Source organism: Peribacillus sp. FSL K6-1552 (assembly GCF_038005205.1).
Classification (GTDB): Bacteria; Bacillota; Bacilli; order Bacillales; family DSM-1321; genus Peribacillus; species Peribacillus butanolivorans.
The window spans coordinates 5,029,428-5,046,454 of record NZ_JBBOST010000001.1; the positions used below are offsets into that span (position 1 = coordinate 5,029,428).

Here is a 17,027-nt window from a genome sequence, read left to right on the forward strand (position 1 = left end):
GAGAAATCGAAGTGTCCCATAGCAATAAACTCTCACATTTTTTACCATAATTTTCTTCAAACGGTTTTATCCAGAAAGATAATTGACAATTCCGTCATGGTTATGGGAAGCAATCAACGGACAATTTATTAAATTAATCCGTTGAAATGACAGCGATAAACAACCAATATCTTTGATAACTTACATAAATGGCTGAAAAGTTATTCATCCAATATTATCTAGAGAGTGAAAGTAAATAATCTATTTGCTTACTGCCTTATGCTTTTTGAGTATACTTTCCAATTCTCTTAAAATGTCGTCTCTCAATTCAGGACGTTGTAGGGCAAATTCAATGGTAGTTTTTACAAAGCCATCTACAACTCCGACATCATGTCTTTTCCCTTCAAAATCATAAGCAAATACTGTTTGAATTTCGTTTAGTTTTTGAATGGCATCAGTTAACTGAATTTCACCACCAGCACCAGTTTCATGCTTAGCTAAAAAGTGAAATATTTCTGGGGTTAAAATATATCTCCCCATAATGGCTAAATTAGATGGAGCTGTTCCTTGTTCTGGTTTTTCAACAAAGTTATTAACTTCGTACCTTCTACCATCTTGAGTAAGCGGGTCAATGATACCATACCTATGCGTTTCGCTTTCATTAACGGATTGTACTCCAATAATAGACGAACCTGTCGCATCATATTCATTTATTAATTGACGCAATGAAGGTACCTCGCTTTGAACGATATCATCACCTAAAAGTACGGCAAATGGTTCATCTCCAATAAAATTACGGGCACACCAGATAGCATGTCCAAGGCCTCTCGGCTCTTTCTGCCTAATGTAATGGATATTGGCTAAATTAGATGGATATTGTACTTTCTCCAATAAATCAAATTTTCCATGATCCCTCAAATTATTCTCTAGCTCATATGCATTATCGAAGTGATCTTCTATCGCACGTTTATTCTTTCCTGTGACAATAATAATATCTTCAATGCCTGATTTTACAGCTTCTTCTATAATATATTGAATAGTTGGTTTATCCACTATTGGTAGCATTTCTTTTGGCATTGCCTTAGTAGCAGGTAAAAACCTTGTTCCCAATCCCGCTGCAGGTATAATTGCCTTTTGGATTTTTTTCATTGATTTGAAGCTCCTTCATATGACCTTTTAAAAAACTACTAATTTTTTCATCTAATATTTATAGTAACATAGACTTGGTTTTTGTAAACAATTTATCCTAAAAAATCCATTTAAGTTGTAGTTGGATACATAATTGTAATTTAAAGCTAATTAACACATCCCAATTACTTAGGTACTTAAAGACCCATACTTAAGAGAAACCTTTTAATTGAGGGCGACTGCCTGTCTAACATTATTTCCAACTATATCACTTGGTTCAAACCCCTAATGAAACTACTTATTCGACAAAGTTGGAACTGCACTCTCCTTTTACCTCTTTGACAAGAGAAAAACATCATATTCCGTTCAGTTTTTTGTCTCTAAAACAAATACAAAAACGGAGAGACTGAAAATCCCTCCGTTTTTTGACTATATTTTAATTAAGCCATTAATTTTTTCTATCTGAGTTTACACTTTTAAATCGTTACGAATTATTCAGCCTCCGAAACAACCGTAAAGCGTTCATTTATGTGCTGAGGGCTTTCAATTTCATCTAATACTGCAATAGCAAAGTCAGCATAACTTATATAACTTTCACCTTTTGAGTTTACAAGGATGTTATCTTTCCCTAATTTATACACACCTGTTCTTTTGCCTTGTGGATCAAAGAATGCAGAAGGACTGATAAACGTCCATTGAATTCCACTAGTATTTTGTAAATCCTCAAGGTTTTTAGATTGATTAGATGCTGTTGCAAAGTATTCTTTAGGAAAATCCGGTGTATCTAGTACACGAGTTGTTTTCGCTTCATCAACAAACAGACTTCCTGCACCACCAACAACAAGCAATTTAGTATTAGGTGCATCTTTCATAGCTTCAATTAAGACTTTACCAGCTTCAACATGTAGATGTTCATGCCCTGGAGCAGCCCCAAACGCATTTACGACCACATCAAATTCTTTAACATCATCTGCCTTCAAAGCAAATACGTCTTTTTCTAAAACTGCAGCTCCTTGATTTTGTACTTTCGCTGCATCTCTGACAATAGCCGTAACCTCGTGGCCTCTAGCTATAGCTTCTTTATAAATCAAACTTCCAGCTTTTCCACTTGCACCAATAATAGCTATTTTCATTTTAAAACTCCTCCTATAATCGTCTTTATATTCAGGTTGTAACTAATTTGTTTACATGTAATAATATAAGTTACAGGATGACGTTTTGTCAATTTATTTTATCCAAACTTTTAGTTTACTAATAACTTTTGTGAGCAATACTAACTTGTAACTACTCGAATTACATGTTAAGCAATTTATACTTAAAAATAGAGATTTTAAAGGAGAGAAAAAAATGTCTATCAGCACCCGCTTTTCAGTAGGAATCCATATACTATCTCTTTTAGAAGTAAATAAAGAGGGAGTTAATACATCTGAATTTATCGCAAAAAGTGTTAACACCAATCCTGCTTTAATAAGAAAAATCACTGGCATGCTAAGAAATGCAGGTTTGGTAAATGTTCGGCCAGGTATTGCTGGAGCTACTTTGGCTAAGGAATTATCCGATATTACATTACTCGATGTTTATCAGGCTGTTAACGTGGTGCAGGATAAAGAATTATTTGGGATTCATGAACAGCCAAATCCAGCATGTACCGTTGGAAGAAACATACAAGATACAATTGGACCCATTTTTTCCGTTGCAGAATTAGCCCTAGAAAAGGCATTAGGAGTAGTAACTATTGAAGATGTTGTAAAAGATATTTTAGAAAAAGAAAAATTTAATAATCAGTAATGTATATAGAGGATTTTGGGGAAGTACATCAACTTTACGAAATGGTGCAAATTAAATAAAAGCACCATTCATTGTAGAGGTAAAATGAAACCATTTCCACAACGAAAGATGCCTTTATCAAAGGGTGTATTAATATAAAGATTACTTACTCAATCATTATTGTTCTTACTCATAAGTATTCCCATACATACAGTAATAAATGAAAAAGCAGTAAAAGCTAACAACGGAATGGTGATAAATCCAAGCCAGTTAATATATTCTCCTGAACAAGGAACACCACTTTGACACATTTCGAACTGTTGAAGAGCAGGGATTTTTTGCAAGCTATAGTGATATCCTGAAACCAGCATACCTAAAATCGACAAAGGGAGAATATAACGATAAATTTTTAGTTCCTGGTCATAAAAAGCACGGCCTAATAAAAAAACCAATGGATACATCAGGATTCTTTGATACCAACAAAACGTACATGGTACATAATGAAGAACCTCACTAAAATAAAGACTTCCAGATGTCGCAATGATAGATATTATCCAGGAAAATAACAGTGGCTTATTCATGAACTATTTCTCCTTCGCAGCTTCGTCTACCATTTTCACTAAATCCTCAAGTGTATTTCCTTCAAACTTCTTGCCATTAACAAATAAGGAAGGTGTTCCAGATACTCCTAATTCGGCCGCAGTCTCCATATCTTTGTTCCATAAATCCTCAGAAGAATCTGCTTTAAAAGATGTAACAACCTTTTTGACATCACTAGCATTTACGATTTCTTTCAAGGTTTCTTCTAAAAACTTGTCCGTAAACACATCTTCTTTTTCATATTTCTGATCATCTGGCTGTTTACTGTATAACAGCTCATGAAATTTCCAGAAGGTATCATTTCCTAATTCCTTATAAACAGTCTCCGCGAATTTAGCGGATCGTATTGAATCTACGTTAATAAACGAATAATTCATGAAGTAAAATTGTGCTTTTCCGGTGTCAATCAATTCACTTTGAATAGAGGGAAAGAAATTCTCCTCAAATGATTTACAGATTGGACATTTATAATCACCAAATTCAACAATTTGAACAGGAGCCTTTTTATCTCCTAAATAGGGTTGTCCTTTATAATCAATTTCAAAGGCTACATCTTTTTCTTTTCCATTTGCTAAAAATATAAAGCCGATAATAATAACAGCAATTAACCCTATGATCCAAAATGTGAATGTAGACGATTGTTTTTGTTTATTATTTTTTTTGTTTTTATTGTTTTTATTCATCTTATACCTCCATACTTATGTATTTGGGCAGAAACACTTCGTGGAGGTTCGGTTTTCAAACTCCATTTTGCTTCTCCATTTATTGATACTTACTACATGTCACGAAATAATCAGCTTCCGAAACAAAAAAATCTTTCATGGATATACTAAGGTTTTTCTATTTCATCTAATGCGGTACTACCAAAATTAGCACCTAAAATGCCAATTTCCCCCCTTCTACTTTTCCGCCCTGTAACTAATTCATTTACATGTAATAATATAAGTTTCAGGAGAGTGTTTTGTCAATTACACGTAACTTTTATTTTGGCTCTTAACATACCTTCCATTTTCACACACTTTTCAAACTAAAAACTGGGTTATCTCTCTAATTTTTTTAACTTGTAACTACTTGTATTACATGTTAAATAATTTATACTATTTAAGTATAGAGATTTTAAAGGAGAGAAAAAGATGTCTATCAGTACCCGTTTTTCAGTTGGAATCCATATATTATCTCTTTTAGAAATAAATAAAGAGGGAGTTAATACATCTGAATTTATCGCAAAAAGTGTTAACACCAATCCTGCTTTAATAAGAAAAATCACTGGCATGTTAAGAAATGCAGGTTTGGTAAATGTTCGTCCAGGTATCGCTGGAGCTACTTTGGCTAAGGAATTATCCGATATTACATTACTCGATGTTTATCAGGCTGTTAACGTGGTGCAGGATAAAGAGTTATTTGGAATCCACGATAACCCAAATCCAGCATGTCCCGTTGGAAGAAACATTCAAGATGCAATTGAACCTATCTTTTCAATTGCAGAACTAGCTTTAGAAAAGGCATTAGGCGTAGTAACTATTGAAGATATTGTAAAGGATATTTTAGAAAAAGAGGAATTAGGTAAACGGTCATTCTAAGGAAGATCAGCTTATCTATTAGTGATATTTGTTTATTTTTGTAGAAAAATCGATTTAGAGATAATTTCGAAGATAATATGCTTTTTTTGTAGATATATTCCTTAATTCGAAGATAATATGCCTGTTTCATAGATATATCCTCTCATAAGGAACAAAGTAGTCTGCGAATAATAGCTTAAAGTAAAAACACATGAGATATTCTCATGTGCTTTTACTTTTTTATTTATATTTAGGAATTTCAATCGTCAATTTATATGAATCTAACAAACTATACAAATTATAAATCTGTTTCACTTGTTTTGTTGCCCAACCAATATCAGTTGCGTACTGGTGTGAAGCATATCCATATTTCTCTGAGGCTGTGGGATTCCATCTCATTTTGTATAGCGTATCCTGTCCAGCAGAGATATATCCTTTGGCGATGAATTCAGCACCGCCAATGATGGCTGCTTCTGGAGTGAACCATCCTGCATTATAAGCATATTGTGCACCACTGCTTACCGCTGATCCATCATATGCTCCTACTCCATACATATTATAGACCGTTCTTCCATTCACCTTGACACCTGTCGCTAACGGTGAAGTCCCGTTCCCCGTCTCCAACAAAGCGTGTGAAATAAGATAAATCTCATTTACCCCATATTTTTCTCCTGCTGAAGTGAAGGTTGCAGCATGGCCTTGTAAGATACCTTTACCCGAAAGGATTCTATCATTCACTTCAGAAACATTCATGTTGGTCAATTGAGAGAGCTTAACGAATTGGAACGAATGGACTGGATCATTCACAAAATTATCAGGGTTGATATTATATTTTATATCTTCTGGACTAGCATTTACCCATGTCTTGTTATAATTCACTTCATACCAATAGTATCCGTCAGAGCCCTTTACTTTTGATTTAATATCCAATGATTGATTATTGCTGACAGCCCCCACTACCCAATAATTAGATCCGGCTCCGCCCCTTACACGCCAACTGGTTCCTTTTACCGTGCCTTTTGTTGAATTGATTAAAGTTAACCCATCCTCACGTATGTAGGTTTTATACTTTTTATCCGTTTGACCATTTACAGCCATTTGAATTTCAACCATCTTGTCCATCGTAAGATTATACTCTTTATCAACCCTGATGATCGTTCCATTCGAATTCCCTGGACTTTCTGGTGCTTTGGCTGATAAATATTGCGAACTTACATATCCTGTCTTTCCATTCGCCGTGATTCTTGACCACCCATTAGACTCCGAATAAACTGTTACTGCCGTATTGTTTACAAGTTTAGCTATAATCGAAGCTGAAGTTGATGCTGAAGAGCGCATATTTAAATTAGAGCCATCAACCACTTTTACATATTTAACTACCGTGGTTTCTTTATCGTCTGGATCCGGATCCGGGCTTTCCGGGATAGAACCAGGCTTCGTTGTTGATAGATATTGCGTACTAACGTACCCTTCTCCACCATACGCTTTAATTTTTGACCATCCATTCGATTCCGATATGACTTCTACCTCTACACCTTTTGCCAATTTCACAATGATGGAAGAGTCTTCTGACGGTTTATTCCGCATATTGAGCGTCCCAGAACTTACATTTACATATTTCGTCGTCGTTTTTTCAGGAGTGGATGGTGCGGATTCCGTTCCTGGCTTTGTTGTCGATAAATATTTGGTACTGACATGTCCTTCTTTTCCATTAGCTTTGATTTTCGCCCAACCTTTAGATTCCGAATACACCGTTACCTGCGTACCTTTCGACAGCTTCGCTACTATGCTAGCAGTTTCCGTTCCACTTTTTCGCATATTGAGCGTCCCAGAACTTACATTTACATATTTCGTCGTCGTTTTTTCAGGGGTGGATGGTGTGGATTCCGTTCCTGGTTTCGTTGTCGATAAATATTTGGTACTGACATGTCCTTCTTCTCCATTAGCTTTGATTTTCGCCCAACCTTTAGATTCCGAATACACCGTTACCTGCGTACCTTTCGACAGCTTTGCTACTATGCTAGCAGTTTCCGTTCCACTTTTTCGCATATTGAGCGTCCCAGAACTTACATTTACATATTTCGTCGTCGTTTTTTCAGGGGTGGATGGTGTGGATTCCGTTCCTGGTTTCGTTGTCGATAAATATTTGGTACTGACATGTCCTTCTTCTCCATTAGCTTTGATTTTCGCCCAACCTTTAGATTCCGAATACACCGTTACCTGCGTACCTTTCGACAGCTTTGCTACTATGCTCGCAGTTTCCGTTCCACTTTTTCGCATATTGAGCGTCCCAGAACTTACATTTACATATTTCGTCGTCGTTTTTTCAGGGGTGGATGGTGTGGATCCCGTTACAGGCTTTGTTGTCGATAAATATTTGGTACTGACATGCCCGTCTTTTCCATTAGCTTTGATTTTCGCCCAACCTTTAGATTCCGAATACACCGTTACCTGCGTGCCTTTCGAAAGCTTCGCGACTATGCTCGCAGTTTCCGTCCCACTTTTTCGCATATTGAGTGTCCCAGAACTTACATTTACATATTTCGTCGTCGCTTTAACAGGGGCGGATGGTGTGGATCCCGTTACAGGCTTCGTTGTCGATAGATATTTAGTACTGACATATCCTTCTTTTCCATTGGCTTTGATCTTCGCCCAACCTCTGGATTCCGAATACACCGTTACCTGCGTACCTCTTGTCAGCTTCCCTACTATGCTTGCACTTTCCGTCCCACTTTTTCGCATATTGAGCGTCCCAGAACTTACATTTACATATTTCGTCGTCGTTTTAACAGGTACTTCAGCTTTAGTTACCGTTCCTGGCTTCGTTGTCGATAGATATTTAGTACTGACATATCCTTCTTTTCCATTGGCTTTGATCTTCGCCCAACCTCTGGATTCCGAATACACCGTTACCTGCGTACCTCTTGTTAGCTTCGCTACTATGCTTGCACTTTCCGTTCCACTTTTTCGCATATTGAGTGTTCCGGAACTTACGTTTACATATTTCGTCGTCGTTTTAACTGCGGTAGTAGCTGTGGTTACCGTTACAGTCTTCGTTGTCGATAGATATTTGGTACTGACATATCCTTCTTTTCCCTCGGCTTTGATCTTCGCCCAACCGTTAGATTCCGAATACACCGTTACCTGCGTACCTTTCATCAGCTTCGCTACTACGCCGGCGTTTTCAGATGCACTTTTCCGCATATTGAGCGAGCCTGAACTTACATTTACATACATGTTACTAGTTTCTATATTATTTATTTGTTCTGCTGGTAGTGGAGCTGCAGATATTTTTTCTTCGAAAGCAACTGTAGACAATACTGCAAAACAGAAAGTCGGTATAATTAATTTCTTCATCCTATTCTCCCTACTAAAGAATTATATTTTTACCATTTATTTAAATATCGGTCAAAATCATAGTTGTGTTATAGGTATTTATCCTTATTCGTTTAAAAATATATCATATTTCCTAGTGTCTTCAGATCTATAGAATTGATTTTAACTAAATAGTAATCTAACAGACATTTAAGTAATCAAATAGATATAATTGTAATATAGTCCACGTCCCAAAGTTAAAACGGAAAAAATACGCTATTGGATGACAAATAAAAACCGAGCAGAATGAATGATGAATGCAAAAAAAGCCCCACTTCCAGAGGAGTTATTTAGAAAAAATATGAAGATTTAGTTTTGAATTTATTACTCACTTCAGAACAGCCTAACTCCAATTGAAATAATAATTAACGTTCGACTAAATAAATGCACATTTTTTAAAAAAGTCCGGAATATATATGTAGAGTAAGACGTCCAATCCTTTTGTTTGACGCTTTGTCATATTAAACTATATAATTACTTATATATACTTATAGGAATCCTTCTGTTAAGGGGAGTAGCTATACAATAAAGTCGTCAATACAGGATTTTATCCTCGGCTTTATTGGCAACTAATTTTCAGTTGTTTGCAAGACCTTGCCGATTATTTGGTGAGGTCTTTTAATTTTTAAAGACGGTATAACCAACAATCGGTTATACCGTCTTTTTTATTGAAAAGAATTTGAAGCGATAATACTACTAATAGAGGTGAAAAGTATGCAGCAATATAGTGAATTAGCTCAAAGTGTCAAGATTTCTCATGATAAAAATAATACATTACTAGATGCCGATCATTCTTTATCACTTATTGGAAAAGGCCGAAGTGCTTATGTATTTAGAATACATTCTACCAATAAAGCAATGAAAGTGTTTTTTCCGAACCATACTCACACGGCTAAAGTAGAAGCTGATATATACCAAACTGTTCAATCTATCGAATACTATCCAACTCTTTATGATGCGGGTGAGAATTATTTAGTTATAGATCACATCGAAGGCAACACTCTTTTTGAATGTTTAACATTAGGAATTCCGATAACGGAAGAAAACATAAAAGAGATTGACCATGCATTACAATTAGCAAGGAAAGAGGGATTAAATCCTTCAGATATCCATTTAAGAAACATCTTTATCACTTCTGAAAATAAGGTGAAGATCATTGATGTTGCAAGGTTTAAGCAAGTGAAATCCTGCAATCAGTGGCACGACTTGAAAAGTGCTTTTCATCTCTTCTATTCGAAGTCATTTTTCCCGAAGAAAATCCCTAGCTTTATACTGAATTCCATAGCAGCGATTTATAAAAAAAGATTCTTACCCATCTAATCATCACTATAAAATCACATTGGAGGAACATATGAAAAAAATTATAACCATTGCTTTTATGTCCATCCTTACATTAAGCGGGTGCTCGCTTTTGGGAGAAGTCAATTCATCATTGGAATATGCAGATAATGCGACAGGGTATGTAAGTACAGTTAAGGAATTTGCCAATGAAGTGCCCGCATTGTCCCAAGATGCCGTCACTGATACCGAAGCAAGAGAAAATCTTGAAAAAGAACTACAAATGATGAAAACGGAGATTGAAGAATTCAATGCAACTGAACCACCCCAAATAGCAGAAAGCATCCATGAAAAAATCGTCAGTTCTAACCAACAGCTGTCAGATGGAATTGATTTATACCTAAATAATATTGAAAATGGTCAATTCGACCCCGAGGCACTAGAAAATTCAGAGATAATGAAATCCATCGAGAATATAACAAGCCTGGCAAACCAAATTGAAGAATTGGGTAATTAAGAAGACCGGCTGGATTGTTTTAAGCGCAGTATTTCTCTAAAATCATGAATAAAAATAAATGCATGGAGACAAGTTATTATTGACATGAAACCAAAAGGTTTTATATAATCAACAAAAGCGAAACCAAATGGTTTTATATTTATGATAAAAAAGGAGAATTATTATGGAATCAAATCAGAATACACTACAAGATGTCAAGAAGACGGTTATTCTTGAAGCGCCTATCCAAAAAGTTTGGGATACAGTTTCGAATGCCGAGGGTATAGCTTCATGGTTCATGCCAAATGATTTTCAACCGAAAGTGGGACATGAGTTCCATGTACAATCACCTTTTGGCCCATCTCCTTGTAAAGTATTAGAGATAGATGCTCCACATCGGCTCTCGTTCTCCTGGGATACGGATGGTTGGATCGTTTCGTTCATTTTAAAAGAACTGGATGGCAAAACGGAGTTTACCCTTATTCATGGCGGTTGGAAAGAGCCTGACACGATTCTTCCGAAACCGAACGAAAAAAGCTCGATCATTCGCGATAGAATGGATCATGGCTGGGAACAGATCGTTAATCAAAAACTTAAAAAGGCTGTTGAGGGCTAAGTGTCTGCAGCAGAAAAGCATGATGTATTTCAGGCTATCGCCGACCCAACCCGCAGAAAGGTCCTGCAATTGCTTGCTGAAGGGGATTTACCCATTTCAGAAATCACTTCTCACTTTTCCATGAGCCGTACAGCGATTGCCAAGCATCTTCATATCCTTTCTGAAGCTGAATTGGTCAGTGGCCGGAAGGTCGGAAGAGAGAAACGCTTTCGGCTTCAGCCAGAACCTTTAGCGGAATTGAAACAGTGGCTTTCTTTTTATGATCAATTTTGGGATAACAAACTATCCATCCTTAAACATGTGATTGAAAATTCAGGGGAAAATGGATTGAAAGTCATCGAAAAAGAAAAGGACACGGATGAACCATCATAATGAAGAAAACCCCCGGCGTATGAACTATACCCCGGATAACGGACACACATAAAAAAGTGTCCCTTATCCGGGTTTTTTTATGTTTCAATAGATGTAATGAGTATGGACGGAGGGTTTATATGAGTAAGAATATATATACTGAATTTCAGATTAAAGAACTTGAAAAGAATCCAAATATCATTAGTGCTTCCGAGCGATCTATTTCCTATAGTCCGGAGTTTAAGACAAAAGCTGTTAAGGAATATAAAAAGGGGAAAGCCCCCTCTCAAATTTTCATTGACCAGGGAATTAATCTCGAAATAATTGGAAAGAAACAACCCAAACGTTGTCTACAGCGCTGGCGTAGTACCTTTGAAAGGTTTGGTGAGGAAGGCTTCCTTACGGAACGCCGTGGAAAAGGAAGTACAGGACGCCCCACTTCCAAGCCACAGTCTGTAGAGGATCAACTTAGGAAGGCCGAGGCGAGAATCAAATTCCTTGAAGCAGAAAATGACTTCCTAAAAAAGCTGGAAGAGCTAGAAAGGCAGGCTCTGAAAAAGAAATGATTCTAACTGCTGCTGAGAAGTTCTATCTGATTGAAAGGACGATCAGAATACACCAATTAAAGAAGGCTGTTTCTTATCTATGCAAATTGGCTGGTGTAAGTCGAAGTGGCTACTATGATTGGTTAAAGGCAGCTCCTTACCGTGAGCTTCGTGAAGAAGAGGATGAATTGGACATAGAATTGATCAGAAATATTTTCATCAGTAAAAAGGAAAAAGTAGGCGCCCTCCAAATCAAAATGATTATGGAGAATGACTACTCGGCCGTAATGAATCATAAGAAAATCAGACGGTTGATGACAAAATATAATCTCCTAGCGAAAATCAGAAGGGCCAACCCGTATCGGAAGATGGCCAAGGCAACCAAGGAGCACCTTACTTGTCCAAACCTCCTTAATCGTGAATTCAATCAGGAGGTGCCAGGGAAGGTCCTGCTTACTGACATTACCTATCTTTATTATGGGAAAGGCCAAAAAGCGTATTTATCCTGCGTAAAAGATGCCGCCACAAAAGAAATCGTTACGTACCATTTATCTACTTCATTAGAAATGGATATCGTTTACGAGACTTTAAATAAGCTAAAGCAGGCTGTGTGTCACGAGTTCCATCCGAGTGCAATCCTTCATTCTGACCAGGGGTTCCATTACACCCATCCGCTATTTCAACGCAAAGTGAAGGAACTTGGGATAACCCAATCCATGTCCCGCAAGGGAAACTGTTGGGATAATGCGCCAATGGAAAGTTTCTTTGGCCACTTTAAGGATTTGGCAGAATATAAAACATCTACTAATTTAACGGATGTGAAGGAAGAAATTGATCGAGTTATTGAAGAATATAATGAACATCGTTATCAATGGGGGCTAAAGAAAATGGCCCCGGTACAATACCGGGACCACTTATTAGCCGCTTAGGCACTTTTTTATACTGTCCGTAAAATGGGGCACAGTTCAGTATTGCACCGGGGGTTTTCTTTATAAATTTATGCATCCAGCTCAACATTGTGTTCTTTGCGCTTCCTGATGACCATTGTTAGCAATAAGAGTAGGTTAAATACAATTATGCATCCAGTCAGGAACACTATACTGGTTGTCAATGCACCCGCTCCAAGGCTCGTACTCATCGCTTGACGGAAGCCCATGACAGAGTATGTCATTGGTATGAACGGGTGAACCGAACTGAAGAAGTTATTGGTCAACTCCACAGGGAACATTCCTCCGCTTGCACCTAGCTGTAATACAAGGAATATCATCGCCAATAAACGACCTGGATTTCCAAATCCTACAGTCAAGAAGGTAACGATGAACATGAAGGTAAGTGAAGTCAGTATGGAAACCCCAATGAATTGCCCCATATTTTCGACCTGTAAATCCATTCCCCAAATCATGATCGCATCCAACACTAATGCTGAAAGCGTTGCTTGGATAAATAGGACCGTAAATTTACTGAACCACCATGCCACTCCTGATGTAGGTCTTGTAGAAGGCAACCCTGTCGGGAACCCCATATTGAAGGCAATAGCTCCTACAAATAACCCAAGAGATAATACATAAGGAGCCAGAGCATGACCATAATTAGGAACGTCACTGCTTTTTTGTTCTTTAACCTGAGTCGGTTCAGCAATCATGCTGTAATTATCATCGGTTGTTTTATTTTCACTTACTTCTTCTGCACCATCACTTAATTTTTCCGAAAGTTCAACCGTTCCATCTTTTAGTGAGGAGATTCCATCACCCAATTTACCGGAACCTTCAGCAAGAGCTGATGAACCTTCATTGATCTTACCTGCGCCATCAGCAAGCTGGATGACTCCATTGCTTAAAGTAGGCAGATTGCTTGCCAATTGTTCAGTGCCTTTAACAAGTGCTGATGAGCCCTCGTTCAAGGCCGCTGAGTTGGCATTCAGTTGATTGGCCCCATTAGCAAGTTTGTTTGCCCCTTCGCCAACTTGGCTAACACCAAATGCATACTTCTCAAGACCATTCCCAAAGGAGGATGACCCTGCTTGAAGTTGTGAAACTCCATCAACCAACTGACCAGAACCCTCAGTTAGTTTTGACAGGCCATTATTTAACGAGGAACCGCCTTGTGCTAACTGGTTGATTCCCTTCACTAGTTCTGGTGTCTTTTCATTTAAACTTTGTGTTGCCGCCGTTAATTGATTGCTGCCTTCAACAGCTTCATTCAAGCCGCTATTTAATTGGGTTGCACCAGGAATCAATTGTTCTTCCAGCGCGTTCCTTATTGCCGTATATCCGTTTAACGCTGAAACGGCGTTTGGATTGACTTTATTCACCGCATTATTTAAATTGGCCACTTGTTCTGGAAGCTGGCCTAATCCACTCAATACTGGCATTACTTTATCCGTTAATTGCGTTGATAAGTCGGATACACTTGCAGCAAGAGTCGATGCAATTTGTTTTTGTGCTTCCGCCTGGTTTTGAAGTTCATTTTGAATGGCTCCGATTAATTCGGATTGTTGTTCACTGGTCATGCTTTTGAATGCTTCCGTGTTTTGAACGGCATTGATTGTTCTTTGTCCATTATTCGCAATCGTTGATTGAAGTTCCGTTAAAGCTGCTTGGCTATTCTGTAGATCTTCAGTAATGCCAGATACGGTACCGGACGTGCCGCTTCCTGCTGGAACCGCTTCTTGCAATTGATTTACACCGCTTTGAATGCTTGTCAGTCCTTGCTTAAGCTGACTCAGCTGTTCTTCTCCGGGCAATTGGCCATCCATTTTTTTCAGGCCGTCATTTAACGCCTGGCTTCCTTCTGCCAGTTTATTGATTCCCTCATTTAAACTCTGCTGACCTGCTGCCATTTTTGGGATTCCTGTCGATTGGTCCGTCAGCTGGCTTGCATTTTGTGATAATTGATTCAACCCATCATTCAAATTCGCACTGCCTGTTTGCGCTTGTGCCAATCCAGTATTTAAAGTTTGGGCTCCTGGAACCACTTTGGCCAGCCCAGTGGAAAGTTGGGATGAACCTTGTATAAGAGCTTCACTGTTATTAGTTAATTCCCCTGTGCCTGATGCGAGTTCGTCCGCACCCTTTTGCAACTGACCGACACCAGAAGTGTATTGTGAAATTCCTTTATTTAATTCCGACGCGCCACTTTCAAGTTTATTGGCTCCTTCTAAAAACTCGCCAACGCCAATTTGAAGCTTATTCGCTCCATCTTTAAAAGTTAATGTACTGGAAGCTAATTTATTCAGATTTTCTGTCACTTCTTTGTTTCCATCATGCAGTTTTTCAGCACCCTCATCCAGTTTTGATGCCCCGTCTGCTGCATCGCCGAATCCATCTCCGATTTCATCCAGTTGTGAGAAGATCGCTTCAGCATATTCTTTTGTGACACTTTCAGCAATTTCCGTTTTCAAATTATTCGTTGCCTGTTTTCCGACCGTTTCAGAAACGAAACTGCGACCAGGATTCACGTCATATGTTAAATTCATTTTTTGGGGCTTATCATCCATGACGGTTGAAGCATTTTTCGAAAAGTCCTCTGGAATGGTGACCACCATATAATATGTACCATCATCAAACCCTTTTTTCGCCGCTTTTTCCGTTACGAAATGCCATTCTAAATCATCATTGTCCTTTAATTGCTCGACTAGCTCATTACCGACAGTTAAGGTTTTACCCTCATACTCCGCCTTCACGTCCTTATTCACAACTGCAACAGGCAATTTACCTGTATTTCCGTATGGATTCCAAGCAGAACTAAGGAATAACCCCCCATAAATAATCGGAACGAACAGTAAAACGATTGCGACACCGACCAGTTTTCGATTTGTAAGGAAAAGCTTCCATTCTTGTTTAAGCATGTTCACTCTTTTTCACCTTTCTTTTTCCGCAGTACTTCACTCAATGACGCCGAATTCCAATTAAGAGTCGGTATGTCCGTGGTGCCAAAGCTCTCTTTAAGCAAATCTGCTACTGTTTGTCTGGAAAAGAACTCCATTAAAAGTTCATCCGCCTGAGAAAACATCCGTCGAAGGACGTCCATCCCCTTCTCTGCATACTCTCCATCTTTAAACGCTTTTTCTATAAGTCCCGTATCCGGAAACATCGAAATGGGTCCTTCCATCGCTTCAATAATTTCAAGGTTTTTAATCTTATCTACACTTTTGGCAAGTGAAAGGCCGCCATTATTACCAGGAACGGAAGTGATTATCTGCTTAACGACCAATTTCCTTATGATTTTTTTCAAATAAGAAGGAGACACCTCTAATCTCCTGCTGATCTCATTAGACGAAAGCGGTACATTTTTATCCTGGGTAGAGAGTATAACAATGATGCATATAGCTTGCTCGACCCCTTTTGTTAATTGCAAATCAGTTCACCTCTTCAAGTATGTATGTGGATGTTTGATATCCATAATGGATATTCGGTATCTATAATTAAAACTCGTTTCATTATAAAAATCAAGTTATTTCTAGAAAAAATTTCAAAAAAAAGTAAACCCCACATGATAGCATCATGCGGGGTTCACCTTTGCAAGGATCTTTTATAGGTCATTTAGAAATTCATTGACTGCTTCTGGAGTTTTAGCATTTGCACTGTGCAAATGAGCAATCTTTTCACCATTTTTAAATACTAATAAAGATGGAATTCCCATAACCGTTTGCTCTTCAGAAATTTCCGGGAACTCATCACGATCGATTGTAAACCACTGTTTATCTTGATGTTCTTGAGTGATTTCATCGATGAACATGTCTAAACGTTTGCAGTCTGGACACCATGTAGTCGTAAAAATCCCAACTGTTAGTCCCTCTTGTTTGATTTGTTCACGGTATTCTTGTTCTGCACTAATATTTTTCATGATTTTCTCCTCCGAGCTTTTCTTTTCTTACCCATCATACTTTATTCCATGAATAAAGGTACTCTAGGATTAATATATAATTAATTCCTTCACAGTACAAACGGTTTATCCTGAACCTATCTTACTAATGCTCGGTTTAAGTTGATTGTCTAATGCCTGCTTATTGAACCTTCATATTTACTAACCTCAGTGTTCACAATTTTTTGCAGTCCAAATCTTTTATTTATGAATGAGGAAATCCTTGAAATGAATTCCCTATTTTCATCAATGAAAAGGTAGTGACAGCTTTTTTCAAAAATAACCAACTCACTGTCAGGAATCTGGCAAGAAATAGATTGGAATTCTCCTCTTATCTAATGATATTGGCTAACGGTATTAATGGTAAAAACATGGACGAGAAAGTCTTTATATCATCGAATCGTAGTTTCAACTCTCTCTTGTTCACACTTCATAATCCTCCTTTCTGCTGTCGAAAGTTATGTGATATT

Annotated in this window: 15 protein-coding genes; 7 read left to right on the plus strand and 8 right to left on the minus strand. The window is 37.8% G+C overall.

Annotated features, from left to right (window positions below; all coding sequences use genetic code 11):
* Positions 1-240 precede the first annotated feature (240 nt).
* Positions 241-1,128 carry a UTP--glucose-1-phosphate uridylyltransferase GalU gene (galU, locus tag NST21_RS24060; protein ID WP_057217988.1) on the minus strand — a complete coding sequence of 296 codons (888 nt, stop codon included), beginning with the start codon at positions 1,126-1,128 and terminating at the stop codon, positions 241-243.
* A 470-nt stretch (positions 1,129-1,598) separates the two neighbouring features.
* Positions 1,599-2,240: an NAD(P)-dependent oxidoreductase gene (locus tag NST21_RS24065; RefSeq protein WP_340891756.1), complete on the minus strand. Its 642-nt coding sequence runs from the start codon at positions 2,238-2,240 to the stop codon at positions 1,599-1,601.
* 214 nt (positions 2,241-2,454) lie between these two features.
* Between NST21_RS24065 and NST21_RS24070 the strand changes: the two genes are divergently transcribed.
* Positions 2,455-2,895, plus strand: a complete 441-nt coding sequence (locus NST21_RS24070; protein ID WP_053347802.1) for an Rrf2 family transcriptional regulator — start codon at positions 2,455-2,457, stop codon at positions 2,893-2,895.
* A 149-nt stretch (positions 2,896-3,044) separates the two neighbouring features.
* On the opposite strand, the gene NST21_RS24075 is transcribed toward NST21_RS24070, so the two are convergent.
* Both NST21_RS24075 and NST21_RS24080 read right to left on the minus strand, forming a co-directional pair.
* Positions 3,045-3,455, minus strand: coding sequence for a disulfide oxidoreductase (locus NST21_RS24075; RefSeq protein ID WP_053347803.1), 411 nt, complete (start codon positions 3,453-3,455; stop codon positions 3,045-3,047).
* Positions 3,456-3,458: 3 nt separating this feature from the next.
* Entirely contained in the window at positions 3,459-4,157 is a 699-nt protein-coding gene (locus NST21_RS24080) for a DsbA family protein (RefSeq protein ID WP_340891759.1), read from the minus strand.
* A gap of 450 nt (positions 4,158-4,607) precedes the next feature.
* On the opposite strand from NST21_RS24080, the gene NST21_RS24085 reads away from it, so the two are divergent.
* Positions 4,608-5,054, plus strand: a complete 447-nt coding sequence (locus NST21_RS24085; protein WP_053347805.1) for an Rrf2 family transcriptional regulator — start codon at positions 4,608-4,610, stop codon at positions 5,052-5,054.
* A gap of 219 nt (positions 5,055-5,273) precedes the next feature.
* On the opposite strand, the gene NST21_RS24090 is transcribed toward NST21_RS24085, so the two are convergent.
* The gene (locus tag NST21_RS24090; protein WP_340891762.1) at positions 5,274-8,390 is read right to left on the minus strand and encodes an SH3 domain-containing protein; all 3,117 of its coding nucleotides are present in this window, start codon (positions 8,388-8,390) and stop codon (positions 5,274-5,276) included.
* Between the two features lie 732 nt (positions 8,391-9,122).
* On the opposite strand from NST21_RS24090, the gene NST21_RS24095 reads away from it, so the two are divergent.
* The 5 genes from NST21_RS24095 (at position 9,123) to NST21_RS24115 (ending at position 12,623) form a co-directional block, all read left to right on the plus strand.
* The gene (locus NST21_RS24095; protein ID WP_340891765.1) at positions 9,123-9,728 is read left to right on the plus strand and encodes a protein kinase family protein; all 606 of its coding nucleotides are present in this window, start codon (positions 9,123-9,125) and stop codon (positions 9,726-9,728) included.
* Between the two features lie 31 nt (positions 9,729-9,759).
* A complete protein-coding gene (locus tag NST21_RS24100; RefSeq protein WP_340891768.1) occupies positions 9,760-10,203 on the plus strand; it encodes a DUF6376 family protein in 444 nt (147 codons plus the stop codon).
* Positions 10,204-10,366: 163 nt separating this feature from the next.
* The gene (locus NST21_RS24105) at positions 10,367-10,798 is read left to right on the plus strand and encodes an SRPBCC family protein (RefSeq protein WP_340891772.1); all 432 of its coding nucleotides are present in this window, start codon (positions 10,367-10,369) and stop codon (positions 10,796-10,798) included.
* On the plus strand, positions 10,799-11,170 hold the full coding sequence (locus NST21_RS24110) for an ArsR/SmtB family transcription factor (RefSeq protein WP_053347811.1): 372 nt from the start codon (positions 10,799-10,801) through the stop codon (positions 11,168-11,170). It begins immediately after the preceding gene.
* A 119-nt stretch (positions 11,171-11,289) separates the two neighbouring features.
* A protein-coding gene (locus NST21_RS24115) for an IS3 family transposase (RefSeq protein ID WP_340888657.1) occupies positions 11,290-12,623 on the plus strand; the annotation gives its coding sequence in 2 pieces (ribosomal slippage) (positions 11,290-11,662 and positions 11,662-12,623; 1,335 coding nt in all).
* Between the two features lie 68 nt (positions 12,624-12,691).
* Here the strand turns inward: NST21_RS24115 and NST21_RS24120 are convergent.
* From NST21_RS24120 to NST21_RS24130, 3 genes are all read right to left on the minus strand, one after another.
* A complete protein-coding gene (locus NST21_RS24120; protein ID WP_340892641.1) occupies positions 12,692-15,541 on the minus strand; it encodes a YhgE/Pip domain-containing protein in 2,850 nt (949 codons plus the stop codon).
* Between the two features lie 2 nt (positions 15,542-15,543).
* Complete coding sequence (locus NST21_RS24125) at positions 15,544-16,050, minus strand: RrF2 family transcriptional regulator (protein ID WP_053347813.1); 507 nt, start codon at positions 16,048-16,050, stop codon at positions 15,544-15,546.
* Between the two features lie 174 nt (positions 16,051-16,224).
* Entirely contained in the window at positions 16,225-16,542 is a 318-nt protein-coding gene (locus tag NST21_RS24130; protein WP_445670607.1) for a thioredoxin family protein, read from the minus strand.
* Positions 16,543-17,027: the final 485 nt, after the last annotated feature.

Bases quoted from the DNA above. Each gene is read 5' to 3' on its own strand.
- galU (WP_057217988.1), bottom strand. From the start codon at position 1,128: ATGAAAAAAATCCAAAAGGCAATTATACCTGCAGCGGGATTGGGAACA.
- NST21_RS24065 (WP_340891756.1), bottom strand. From the start codon at position 2,240: ATGAAAATAGCTATTATTGGTGCAAGTGGAAAAGCTGGAAGTTTGATT.
- NST21_RS24070 (WP_053347802.1), top strand. From the start codon at position 2,455: ATGTCTATCAGCACCCGCTTTTCAGTAGGAATCCATATACTATCTCTT.
- NST21_RS24075 (WP_053347803.1), bottom strand. From the start codon at position 3,455: ATGAATAAGCCACTGTTATTTTCCTGGATAATATCTATCATTGCGACA.
- NST21_RS24080 (WP_340891759.1), bottom strand. From the start codon at position 4,157: ATGAATAAAAACAATAAAAACAAAAAAAATAATAAACAAAAACAATCG.
- NST21_RS24085 (WP_053347805.1), top strand. From the start codon at position 4,608: ATGTCTATCAGTACCCGTTTTTCAGTTGGAATCCATATATTATCTCTT.
- NST21_RS24090 (WP_340891762.1), bottom strand. From the start codon at position 8,390: ATGAAGAAATTAATTATACCGACTTTCTGTTTTGCAGTATTGTCTACA.
- NST21_RS24095 (WP_340891765.1), top strand. From the start codon at position 9,123: ATGCAGCAATATAGTGAATTAGCTCAAAGTGTCAAGATTTCTCATGAT.
- NST21_RS24100 (WP_340891768.1), top strand. From the start codon at position 9,760: ATGAAAAAAATTATAACCATTGCTTTTATGTCCATCCTTACATTAAGC.
- NST21_RS24105 (WP_340891772.1), top strand. From the start codon at position 10,367: ATGGAATCAAATCAGAATACACTACAAGATGTCAAGAAGACGGTTATT.
- NST21_RS24120 (WP_340892641.1), bottom strand. From the start codon at position 15,541: ATGCTTAAACAAGAATGGAAGCTTTTCCTTACAAATCGAAAACTGGTC.